This window comes from Ilyomonas limi (assembly GCF_005233845.1).
In the GTDB taxonomy this organism is placed as follows: Bacteria; Bacteroidota; Bacteroidia; order Chitinophagales; family Chitinophagaceae; genus Ilyomonas; species Ilyomonas limi.
Map to the genome: position 1 here is coordinate 146,213 of NZ_SZQL01000007.1, position 12,185 is coordinate 158,397.

Consider the following 12,185-nt stretch of genomic DNA (forward strand, 5'->3'; position numbering starts at 1 on the left):
TTATTTACTCATGATGCTGGCAATGGCTTTTGACAATTTTTCTTCCCCCGTGTCTGTCCGCACTTTCTCAATGCTTTTGTGAAACTGCAGTTTGCCTTCGTTCATATAAATCACATGGGTTACCAGATCATCCAGTTCGCTTAAGATGTGTGAAGTGATAAGAACAAGTTTTCCTTTCTTCTTTTCGGCTATAATCTTGTCTTTTAAAATCTCAGAAGCAACCGGGTCGAGTCCGGCTGTAGGTTCATCCAAAATCAATACATCGGGGTTGAAAAGAAAAGCAAGCGAAGCACTTACTTTTTGCCTTGTACCGCCGGAGAGTGTACGCATTCTTTTTTGCATTAGTTTATCAAGATTGAATGCCTCTATCAGGTCGGTGTCTAAAACGGTGGTGCTGTTGTGACGAATGTCTTTCATCATATCAATTACTTGCCCGATGGTCATATTCTCCGGGTAGCGACCAATCTGCGGCATGTAACCAATATGCTGGCGATATACCCAGTCGTGAATAATATTTTTTCCGTTAAAGGTGATGAAGCCGCTATCGGGAACCACCATACCTAAAATACTTTTTATAAATGTAGTTTTACCGCTTCCGTTTGGACCAATCAAAGCAATACATTCACCTTTATTGCAGTTTACCGATATATTGTCCAGCACTTTCAATTTGCCAAACTGCTTTGAAACATTTGTTGCAATAATCATAATGATAATTGTTTCATGGATGGATAATTGTCTTTTAGATTTTCGGGGATGATGGCAGGAATCACTTTTTCTGTTTTATCGAGCAATGTAACAATGAAACTTCTGAACAACATCATTGCAGGCGGATTTTGCTCTACGATCATCGAATACAAGCTGATAGGCCGGTAAGGCACATCGCCAATGCCATCCCTGTTTAAATCGTAGCCTTCATATTTATCCCAGTAGTTATTTTTAAATTCATTCAACGATATAGAACCATTAGTACCTACATCAAAACTGTTTCCCAAAAAATTATTCAAATACAATTTATTGTCGGCACAGCTCGCCATTATTTTCATGGCATACCCATTTTTTTTAAACAGGTTTTTTACAAGGGCTATACGCGAAGTGCCCTCCATATAAATACCCATTGTATTTTCTAAAAAACGATTGTCTTGTATATAACTATCGCTGATTTCTTTTAGTAATAAACCATAAGAAGCAGCACCCCAGTTATTCTCAAAAACATTATTGATCATCTTTACGCCATGCGTAAACATTACCGCTACGCCAGCGCCATTGTTCCGGAAGGTATTACTTACATAAGTATCGTTGTGCGAAAACATAAAGTGCAAACCATAACGAATATTTTTTTCACTCAGGTTTCTGGAGATAATGGAATGGGTTACGAATTCAAAGTAAATACCATCACGAAAGCCGGTTGCAGTATTATTTTGAATGTGCATGCTGTCGCTCTTCCAGCAATGAATACCATTGCCACTCTCCTGTTCGCCTTTGTTATAAGCTGTTAAATAATTATTCCTGATGGTACAACTGGATGCATTATTAGCAAAAATGCCAAAGAAGCTATCATCCACAATATTGTTTTCGATGGTTACATAGCTGCTGCTGTAAATTTTTATGGCAGCAATATCGTTTAAAGAAGATTTGCCTGAATGTTGCACGCGGAAACCTTTTACCACTACATTGCTGGCAGCAACAGAGATCATTTCGTAAGCATGGTCACCATCAATCACCGGACGGTCAATACCAATCAAAGCAATGCTTTTGTTGATAAGAATATTCTTTTCATGATATTCTCCCGGATACACAAGAACCGTATCTCCATTATTTGCTTTATCTATCGCCTGGTGAATGGTTGCCACATCTTTTCCTTTTCCTACCGTAATAACAGCAGCAAGAGAAGTGTTGATGCATACAAGACTTGCAATAACTGATATGAGTATAAAAACTTTCATTTTACAATCAATTCAAGTACATACTTTTTTGTAGATGGTAAGCCAAGAGTGATGCGTATAAGCGTTTAAACCTGCAACGCACCATTCACTATTTACAATGTTTTATTGCTTCAGCAGCGTATCCCATTTTACTGCTTCGCCTTGCCATTGGGCTGAAGTTTTTTGCATATGGGCAGCAGTTGCAAAAGCAGCAATATTGCCGTTCATGGGGCTTTTTAATGCTTCGCTTTTGTATAAGAAAGCACTGGCTGCAGGAATGAGTTGATGACTATTAAAATCTACTACATACACCTCTTTAATATCGTTCTTTTTTACCACATCTCCGTGCAGGAAGGCAAGCAAACAATGCGGATCATCAAACTTATATACCTTTCCTTTTTGCGTTAATACTTCTCCGCCAAAGCGGGCATCGCTCACTGTCATTTTGCAAAAATAACAGGCATCTTTTCCTACTACAATTGGCTCCTGCTGTGCATTGCATGAGGTGATAACGGCAGAAAAAACAAATAGCAAAGCAACGAGTGCCGGTGTTTTTGCGAATTTTATAGTCCGGGTTTTGGCTGTTTTTAATTCAAAAAAAACGGCAGCAAAAAGCACTACGCCCACGGCAACAAATATCCAGCCGCCAATGTCGGGAATAGAATAAGCACCAAAATTAAGCAGTTGTTTATACCCAATTAATGGTGGCTGATAAGCCATGCCGGGAACTTTGATAGGCGCTTCGGGATTAAGATCGCGACCATAGCTGTACTCCCACCGCCAGAAGTCAACCATAGCAATAATACCAAATAGTACAAACAGGATAAAGCCGGTGTATAAAAAGCGCTTACGGTTGATGATGGCAATTAGTATAAAAAGGACTGAAAAGAAAATGATGATGTATGGTAGTATAGAGAACTCCACAAAGTCATTGGCATGCAGCGTTCTCATGCCAATGTAGTGATTCAATCCGTTCACAATATCTACGCTCCCTCCCAGCTTGCTTGCATAAATCAGTAATACCAGCCCTTCGGGATATTGTGGTGCATTCAATTGTATCTGCCAGATGGGAAAATATAATACTGCAAGCAGAGCGATGCCACATATTGCAGTTGCTGTTCTTACCCATACTTTTAATTTACTTTTCATAATCCATTTATTTAACCGATTGTGCAATTTGTTTTTTAGAGGGCTTAGCATTGAATGGTTGTAACATAGCCTGTTTTGCTGCGGCTTATTGGCTGCAGTACAAGCGAGATACACCTGTACTGCAGTGATATTTTAAAAAGCCAGTACAATATTGTTTATTTTACGCTTGCGGTAGTTTTTACCGAATCAGCAGGTTCGTTTTTACCAGTGCTGAAGCTAATGGGAACATTGCTGCCGGCAGGTGAAACTCTTACGTATCCCGACATCTCCTGGTGCAGTGCACTACAGAAGTCAGTACAATACATCGGATAAATGCCTACTTTGTCTGGTGTCCATTTAAGTGTTTGTGTTTCGCCCGGCATTATCAGCAACTCGCCATTATTGGCACCTTTTATGGCAAAGCCGTGCGGTATATCCCAGTCCTGCTCCAGGTTGGTGATATGGAAATACACCTCATCACCCAGCTTAACCCCTTCAATATTATCAGGCACAAAGTGTGAGCGGATAGCCGTTGCATATACATCTACCCTATTGCCGGTGCGCACCACTTTTGCAGTACTTTCGCCCTTACTTGCATAGGGATTGCCGTTTTGCTCAATGTTGAAAATCTTTACCGACTTATTTCTGATAAGATCGGCAGCTACGGCTTGTGCATAGTGCGGCTCACCAATAGTTGGGAAGTCTAATATCAGTTTCATTTTATCGCCCGTAATGTCAAACAACTGTGCGCTTTGTGCAAGTTCAGGACCAGTAGGCAGGTAACGGTCTTTGGTGATTTTGTTGTACACAATCACATATTTACCATTAGGTTTTTTGGTGTCGCCGCCGGGGATGCACAGGTGACCGGGAGAATAATAAGTAGGCTGGCGATCTATTATCTTTAAGTCTTTAATATTCCATTTTACAATTTCAGAAGAAACGAACATGGTAGTAATAGCATTGCCCCTTCCATCAAACTCGGTGTGCAATGGACCTAAACCCGGCTTCTGCACTTCACCATACAAGACAGATTCATATTTTAGCACTGGCAAATCTTGATACGTACCATCAAATTCCTTGTTTTCGATAGCTTTTATCATTTTGCTATAAGAGAAAACCGGAATCAAAGCAGCCAGCTTACCGCTACCTACAAAGTATTCGCCGGATGGGTCCACATCGCAGCCGTGTGGTGATTTAGGGCAGGGAATAAGATAACACAGTCCGGGCAGATCTTTTGAATCCAGCATAGTTACTTCGGTCATGGTCTCCGATTTGGAAGAGTGTGTTTTGTCGTCGTATTTATTATGCGCATATTTCACACTCACCTTTTTTCCTTTACCCGCTTTCAGGTATTCTTCTGCCTTTTTCCAGTTAACAGCCATAATGAAGTCTTTATCTTTTTGCGAAGCATTTACTTCGAGCAAGGTGTTGGCCTGTTCGCTGTTGTAGCAGGAGAAAAAGAACCAACCGTGAGAAGGACCTTTACCGGCATGGCTTAAATCAAAGTTTACACCGGGGCATAAGATCTGGAAAGCAATCTGCATATTGCCATCGTTTTTATCAACGCTTATAAAGCTTAAAGTGCCTTTAAAGTTTTGCTTGTAAGTATTGATGGGAACATCACCATTATCGTTATCCATGGGTACGCTAAACCTTGTTCCGGCTACTACATACTCTGTATTTTCGGTAATAAAAGGCGAAGAGTGGTTACCTGCGCTGTTGGGTATCTCCAAAATTTCGGCAGTGCGGAATGTGGTTAAATCAATACGTGCAATGCGTGGGGTATTGTTGGCATTTGCAAATAACCAACGGCCGTCTATCTCTCCGTTTGTCTGCGATAAATCCATGTGATGCAGGTCGTCCCAGGGGATAAAACCACGCGAAGTATTCAGCATTGGTTTTGTTTCTTCGCTGTAGCCCCAGCCTTTTTCGGGGTCAACAGAAAAAACAGGAACTACTTTCAGCAGTCTTCCCGAAGGCAAACCATATACACTCATTTGCCCGCTGAAACCACCACTTACAAAATTGTAAAACTCGTCGTACTTGCCCGGAGCCACATACGTTTTTACAGCAGCATCTTCGCTTACGGCACTGTTTACATTTTTTGGCTTACAACCGCTGGCATAGAGTAGTATGGCCGCGACTGCAATTGTCATCATTCTTATGTTATATATTTTCATAAAATACAGGTTTGGAACTGGATCAATTTTTTGGATTGTTTGTGTTATTATTGATAGTATTTATTGTACTCCATCATTTTTACGCATAAACTCCAGCACGCTGCGTGCATCATCATCGCTTAGGTTTTGGTTGGGCATACGTACCATACAAATCTCCAGCATAGCCTGTGCTTTGGGGTCTTTATCCAGCATTGCATCGGGATTAGTAACGAAGTTCATTATCCATTCCGGCTTGTGCCTGGTAGTAACGCCTTTCCAGCCCGGACCCACCAATTTTTCATCCGTAAGTTTGTGGCAGGCAGCACATTTTACCCCATATACTTTTTCCCCGGCATCGGCTATAGTAGTATTCAGCTTATCGCTTAGTTCTACATTCGAGAATTTTCCTTCACCACGTTCGGGGTCGTAAGAGGCAGCGGAATTATTTGCGGCAGCACTGCTATTATCCGCATTGCCGGATGATGTATTATCCCCACTGGCACCGTCGCAGGCGTATAACAGCACCGACATGGAAACACTAAAAAGAATCAAAAGCTTTCTCATATTGATTGTTTTAAATTGAAAGTGCAAGATTACTCACGGCAAAATCCGTGTTTTATGCGTTTAGTCATATTTGTAAACGCACCTTATTTTCTGTAGCAGCAGTGCAGTGATCGAAATGCGGGAAACTCAGGCCCAGTAAGCGTTTTGGCAGTTTTGTCAGCGGCAGTTTTGATAATATGATATTAATCATGCCGATAACTGTTTAACGTCATATTGCACAAAGTGTATTCCATATACTTTTACTATTATTTGTCTGGTAATACTCTTTAATATAATAGCAATGATTGATGCTGCAATTCTTACATCCTATGGCGCTTCTTACAAAAAGGTAGCCGCTGGTGAAGTTATTTTTCGCGAAGGTCAGCAAGCCCATTTTTATCATCAGTTGGAAAGTGGCCGTGTAAAATGGCTGACGATAAATGATGACGGCAGTGAGTTTATACATGATATTATAGAGCCGGTTGAAAGCTTTGGCGAGTTTCCGTTGTTTGATGGCGAGCCGTATGCTGCAACAGCCATAGCAGATAAAGACTGTGTAATTCTTCGCTTGCACGAGGCTTCCTTTCACCAGTTGTTAAAAGATCATCCGCACTACGGATTTGCTTTTACAAAGCTGATGGTGCAACGGCTTCGTTTTAAATTTCATTTCTCAAAAGAGATTGCCCGTCATAACCCCGAAAGTACCATCACCGCTTTGCTCGATCATTTTAAAAAAGAAAAACATTATATCTGTAGCTGTTGCTCAAAGGTTCAACTCACCCGCCAGCAAATAGCCGATATGACCGGATTGCGTGTAGAAACTGTTATCCGCACCATTCGTAATTTACACGACAAAGGCGCGCTGAAAGTAGATAGAGGAAAAGTGTATTGCTGATAGTTTATGCACAGCGTTCAGGTTTTAAAAACTATCAGAAAGATTCGTATCTCGTGAGCCTTTTTGATGAAAGTACTCGCACCATGTATTTATAATGTCAGTGAGGTATAACCTGATGCTTACGTAAGCACTCTTTTATAGTAAATAAAACAGGTCTTCCCGGCTATCTCCAGTATGATCTTCGCCTGGGCGGTGGAATATGTTTCATAAAAGGCTTTACCAGCAGCAATCCGGCAATAAAGCCACCTATATGCGCACCATACGCCACTCCGCCAATTTCTTCTCCACCCAATGTACCTAATCCACTCAATACCTGGAAAACAAACCAGAGCCCTACTACCAGGAACGCAGGAATAGTTATTATAAAAAGATAGAACCAAACATGTATCCCTCTGTATGGATGCAATACAATATATCCGCCTAATACACCCGAAATAGCACCCGATGCACCAAGGGAAGGAATAAGCAGATCTTGCCCCAGTACCAACGTGCTGAATACATGAATCAGCCCCGCGATTATACCACACAGCAGATAGAAAATAAGATAGCGGAAATGCCCCATTGAATCTTCTATATTATCGCCAAATATCCAAAGAAACACCATATTACCAAATAAGTGGGCGAACCCGCCATGCAAAAACTGCGAGGTAATAAGTGTAAGAAAAACGGGAATGGGAGTAGGCTGCAAGCCCGGCATTTCGAAGTAGCGACCAGTATAAGCATCAGTCAAAATCTGGCTTTGCGTAACAATGTCTGTACCTGTAAGAATTTCGCCCGGCACGGTGGCATAAGCTAAGCTTACGGAAACATTACTGCCCCATGCCTGCCACCAGACGAATACAAAAATATTAAGCGCTATCAACAAGTAATTTATATAAGGCGTAAGGCGCCTGTCTCTGTTATCATCACCGATGGGAATGGGCATACATTTTTCCATAGATGATGCAAATGTTATTCCTAATGTGAGAACGGATACCTTTTAAGTAGTGACCGGCTAAGCCCGTAGAAAGCCAACCGGAATAAATAAATAACCTGAATAAAAACAAGTTTAATATAGATATGTGTCAGCATATTTCCCATTGCAGAAGGGTTTAAATTGCTATAGCAGTTCGCGTGTTTTTAGGAGTTGTAGTCCTTACCCGTTTTAATAAGCTCTTTTTTTAGTATGTTTTTCGCTGCCCTTCTTTCAGCTTTCCAAAATTGTTTGTGAAGACCTTTCCTAAGGTGCTTTGCCCATTCGCGTGTAACGGTTAATTGTCCCTTCCTTTTGTGTGCCACTTATCGAGTTGTTTGATTGTTATTGTAGTACTGCTATAAAAATAATAAAAGAGCAGTTACAGGTTCTGCTATTCCTTATTCTTGTTTAAGATAAACTAAACAGCAATGCATAAACAGCTAACTTCATACAGCATTATTTATAAAACCAAGCAACCATGCAGAAATATATTGTTGTAACCACCATTGCAATATCCTGTTTTGCAGCAGGATTATTTGCTTCTTACAGTTTTGCAAAAAAGCAAAAAGAAACAGGCTATATATTGGAACACGAAAGCGATATTGGTAAAAATGAGCCTGCTCCGCACCATGGTAATGGATCAACTACGGCGTACAGCTTTTTTAATAGCGCAGCCGATAGTAAACTGGTGTTTCGCAAGAGAGTGCTACATCCCGGCTCCGAAATAGGTTACCACCTGCAGCAAGCAGATGAGATATATTATATTGTAAGTGGCAAAGGCGAAATGACAATGAACAATAAAGTGTTTACAGTACAGGCAGGTGATGCTATCCTTACTTTTCCGGGCAGTTCTCATGGATTAAAACAAACCGGAACAGAGGATCTGGTAATCATTATTAACTACGAAAAGAGTAACGGTTAAGTACCATTATCCTGCTTTGGCATAAGTGCCTGTTTGTAGCCTTATGTTGCTTTTTCAAAGTTTTGCACTGTGAAGAAGAACGCGAAGCAGTTGCTTCAATATCACCAACAATCTTCTGCAGTGGAACTCATTTTCACCAGGCTTTTCTCCAAACGCTTGCATAGCAGTAAAATTGCCTTTTATTGCCGCTTACTATCTGTGCAATAATGCTGTTGACATAATCATACACTTCTTTATCATGCACAAAATCTTTATCCATGATAGCAGTGGTAATAAAATCGGTACGGGAATCCTGGAATTCCTTGTATTTCTTTTGTGTTTCCTTACTTTGATATAGCTGTGGGCAGGACCAGTTTTTTTGCAGCGAATCTTTTTGCCTCAGGTAATAAATGTGCGAGAGGTCCTGATAGCTATACAGTTCTTTGGTTTGGCTTGTGTAGCAATACATGTAATAAGTAAAAGGGAAACGAAATAAAATGTAGGATATAAAAATGTGCTTTTTAAGTTATGGTTTGAGCAGTTCATAAATAATCCAACTACTTGCAAGCGCAAGATACATAACCTATTTAAATATGAAAAAAAACATTACAAGCGAAAGTTAATGAACATTAAAGAAACTTTTTACTAAAAATAAATATTTAGTACAGCAAGTGACGTAGTGTAAGTCCAAGATTCTACCTGTTCTATTCAATCGCTTTCGTGATGTGCGTATGGAAACTAACATTCTTTGCATTAAGGCAAGGGCATGTTTCGCGGATACACTATGTTAGTGTAGCACTTTTATCGCAGATGCCTTTGAAGTACAGTATAGCTGATGAAAATTTTGGCATAGCTTTATTCATTACTATAACATTGTCGTCCTCCCCTGCTTCCGCTCTTCCATTTTACTTGTCGCCATTTTACCCGTCCATACTATATTTATCGCATGAAGTACATTCTCTTGTTGTTAGCCTTTTTTACTTGCACCAGCATTATTTTTGCGCAGCAAACAAAGACCTTTACACACGCCGATACATTGCGTGGCAGCCTCAACGCCAACCGCACCTGGTGGGATGTACAGCGTTACGATTTGACCGTACAGCCTGATTATGAAAGCAAGACCATTACCGGCAAAACAGTTATTACTTATAAAGTGGTAAGCAAGAGCTATCCGGCTTTTATGCAAATAGATCTGCAACAGCCTTTGATTATTGACAGTATCTCATTCAACAATCATCGTTCGCTCAACTTTAAACAGGAAGAAAATGTGTGTATAGTAAATGCGCCCAAGCAGGTATATAACAGCAGCGCAGCTATTACCATTTACTATCACGGCAAGCCCAAAGAAGCGATAAGACCACCTTGGGATGGCGGTTGGATTTGGACAAAAGATTCGCTTGACCGCCCATGGATGAGCGTTGCTTGTCAGGGGCTGGGTGCCAGTGTTTGGTATCCGTGCAAAGACTACCAGGGCGATGAGCCGGATAAAGGTGCCTCCATAACCATCATTGTTCCCGACAGCCTCATGGCAGTGGGCAATGGAAGATTGACAAACACGCAAAAAAAAGGCAATGGCACTACAAGTTATACATGGAGTATTGTAAACCCAATCAATAATTACAACATTATTCCGTATATCGGTTTTTATAAAAATAAAGCCGAAGTATATCCTGGGTTAAAAGGTAACCTGGATGTAAATTATTGGGTGCTGGATTATAATTATCCCAAAATAGAAACAAAGCTCGCGCCTGATGTAAACCGGATGCTGAAGGCATTTGAATATTGGTTTGGTCCGTACCCTTTTTATGAGGATGGCTACAAGCTGGTAGATGCGCCGCACCTCGGTATGGAGCATCAAAGTGCAGTAGCGTATGGCAATGGCTATCAAAATGGTTATCATGGCATTGATTTATCGGGCACAGGCTGGGGCATGAAATGGGATTTTATTATTGTGCATGAAAGCGGTCATGAGTGGTTTGCCAATAACATCACTACCAAAGATCTGGCTGATATGTGGGTGCACGAAGGCTTTACCAACTACAGCGAAACCTTATTTATAGATTATTATTATGGCAAGGATGCGGCTGATGAATACAATTACGGCGTTCGCAAAAGAATACAAAATGATAAGCCTATTATAGCACATTATGGTGTAAATGAAGAAGGCAGCGGCGATATGTATTATAAGGGTGGCAATATGTTGCATACCATTCGCCACAGCATGAATGATGATGCAAAATTCCGTAATGTGTTGCACGGATTAAATAAAATCTTTTACCACAAAACAGTAACTACACAACAGATAGAAAGCACCTTCAGTAAGCTGGCAGGCTTCGATTACAATAAAGTATTCGACCAGTATTTGCGCACCACACAAATACCAACTTTTGAATATTATTTCAATAACGACAGCAGCAAAGTGTATTATCGCTATGATAGTTGCGTGGCAGGTTTTAATTTGCCCATTGCCTTACATAACGATACTGCAAACATTAAAGTTTATCCAACCGATGAATGGAAAAATAGTGCAGTAAATAAACAGCAGGCAGGTTTATTTACAAAAGAAGGAATAGAAAAAATGTATTACCTGAATGTAAAAGCAATGAGCGCTGCTGCTCAATGAAATGATTGCTCGCAGATAAAGCGGATAAACACAGTTGAGGAATAATTAAAGAATATAAGAAAGTAATTCTATGTATCTTTTTGCACATTCGTGAGGAATAGCGTACATAATCAAGTTTTTATTTCTCATCCATGCCTATTCATTCATCTGTGAGCGCTAAAATCATCTACCCAAGGCAACCCCATTTTTCAATACTCTTCCGGCGCCTTTGAAACGCGGTCGCCAGTATATGTCATTCAGGTCGCTCACCATTACACCATTGCTGGTGGCAGCATGTACAAATTTATTGTTGGTAAGATAGATGCCCACATGCGATATATCGCGGCCAACTGTTTGAAAAAACACCAGGTCGCCTTCCTGTAAGTCTTCTACCGCAATACGGTCGCTGTTATCGTATTGCGCACGGGCAGTGCGTGGAATATCTACCTTATACACATCGCGCATCATAATTTGTGTAAAGGCACTGCAGTCAATACAATCTTCGGTAGAACCGCCCATGCAGTACTGCGTGCCATACCAATGATCAATATTTTGCAACAGTAACGTATCGGTGAGTTTCTCTACCGAAGCATCCAACATGATGGCATATTTAAACTGTAGTGCGGTAGCTTTTTCAATATTAAATCTGGTGAGCACAATGTCTGTTGGAGGCTTATAAATCACCTTTGGAGCCCTCTTTGCATTAGTATTACTTTTTGGAGCTGGTGCCTTGCCGGTGCTTACAGCAATATCATCAATAAATTCAATGTTACGCGCCTTTTTATTTGCAGCCGCTGTTTTACTCTTTGCCGAAGCGTCGCGTGCCGACAGGCGTTGCAGGCTTTTACAGCTCGTGAGCAGCATGCAGGCTACTACAGCCATCATACTTATCTGATGAATTTTAAACATTACACTGCAAAATAAAAGATACGCCGTTTACAGGCAGTACAGTGCAAAATTTCCAGCGCATTTTGCGCAAAAGCAGTTGCTTGTGGATAAATTGTTGGAGTAAAAAGTGTTATTTGCCTAAAAAATTACTCCTCCGGCTTTGTCTGTTGAGGCAAAACAGGAGGAGTATAA

The 12,185-nt window shown here is 40.7% G+C and carries 11 protein-coding genes; 3 read left to right on the forward strand and 8 right to left on the reverse strand.

The window, feature by feature from the left end; translation table 11 throughout:
* The 5 genes from FC093_RS10695 to FC093_RS10715 form a co-directional block, all read right to left on the reverse strand.
* On the reverse strand, window positions 1-705 hold the full coding sequence (locus FC093_RS10695; RefSeq protein WP_137261768.1) for an ABC transporter ATP-binding protein: 705 nt from the start codon (window positions 703-705) through the stop codon (window positions 1-3).
* The gene (locus tag FC093_RS10700) at window positions 702-1,943 is read right to left on the reverse strand and encodes a nitrous oxide reductase family maturation protein NosD (protein ID WP_137261769.1); all 1,242 of its coding nucleotides are present in this window, start codon (window positions 1,941-1,943) and stop codon (window positions 702-704) included. Before FC093_RS10700 ends, FC093_RS10695 begins: the two co-directional genes overlap by 4 nt.
* A 102-nt stretch (window positions 1,944-2,045) precedes the next feature.
* Window positions 2,046-3,071, reverse strand: a complete 1,026-nt coding sequence (locus tag FC093_RS10705; RefSeq protein ID WP_137261770.1) for a nitrous oxide reductase accessory protein NosL — start codon at window positions 3,069-3,071, stop codon at window positions 2,046-2,048.
* A 155-nt stretch (window positions 3,072-3,226) separates the two neighbouring features.
* The gene (gene nosZ / locus FC093_RS10710; protein WP_137261771.1) at window positions 3,227-5,230 is read right to left on the reverse strand and encodes a Sec-dependent nitrous-oxide reductase; all 2,004 of its coding nucleotides are present in this window, start codon (window positions 5,228-5,230) and stop codon (window positions 3,227-3,229) included.
* A 60-nt stretch (window positions 5,231-5,290) separates the two neighbouring features.
* A complete protein-coding gene (locus FC093_RS10715) occupies window positions 5,291-5,773 on the reverse strand; it encodes a c-type cytochrome (protein WP_137261772.1) in 483 nt (160 codons plus the stop codon).
* Window positions 5,774-6,053: 280 nt separating this feature from the next.
* Between FC093_RS10715 and FC093_RS10720 the strand changes: the two genes are divergently transcribed.
* A complete protein-coding gene (locus FC093_RS10720) occupies window positions 6,054-6,647 on the forward strand; it encodes a Crp/Fnr family transcriptional regulator (protein WP_137261773.1) in 594 nt (197 codons plus the stop codon).
* 163 nt (window positions 6,648-6,810) lie between these two features.
* Here FC093_RS10720 and FC093_RS10725 read toward each other — a convergent pair whose 3' ends face one another.
* On the reverse strand, window positions 6,811-7,572 hold the full coding sequence (locus FC093_RS10725) for a rhomboid family intramembrane serine protease (protein ID WP_137261774.1): 762 nt from the start codon (window positions 7,570-7,572) through the stop codon (window positions 6,811-6,813).
* 508 nt (window positions 7,573-8,080) lie between these two features.
* On the opposite strand from FC093_RS10725, the gene FC093_RS10730 reads away from it, so the two are divergent.
* Complete coding sequence (locus FC093_RS10730) at window positions 8,081-8,524, forward strand: cupin domain-containing protein (protein WP_137261775.1); 444 nt, start codon at window positions 8,081-8,083, stop codon at window positions 8,522-8,524.
* Window positions 8,525-8,657: 133 nt separating this feature from the next.
* Here FC093_RS10730 and FC093_RS10735 read toward each other — a convergent pair whose 3' ends face one another.
* Window positions 8,658-8,972, reverse strand: coding sequence for a hypothetical protein (locus FC093_RS10735; RefSeq protein ID WP_137261776.1), 315 nt, complete (start codon window positions 8,970-8,972; stop codon window positions 8,658-8,660).
* 477 nt (window positions 8,973-9,449) lie between these two features.
* Here FC093_RS10735 and FC093_RS10740 point away from each other — a divergent pair, with 477 nt between their 5' ends.
* The gene (locus tag FC093_RS10740; RefSeq protein WP_137261777.1) at window positions 9,450-11,126 is read left to right on the forward strand and encodes a M1 family metallopeptidase; all 1,677 of its coding nucleotides are present in this window, start codon (window positions 9,450-9,452) and stop codon (window positions 11,124-11,126) included.
* 162 nt (window positions 11,127-11,288) lie between these two features.
* Here the strand turns inward: FC093_RS10740 and FC093_RS10745 are convergent, their stop codons facing one another.
* Entirely contained in the window at window positions 11,289-11,990 is a 702-nt protein-coding gene (locus FC093_RS10745; protein WP_170971056.1) for a C40 family peptidase, read from the reverse strand.
* Between the last annotated feature and the right edge of the window lie 195 nt (window positions 11,991-12,185).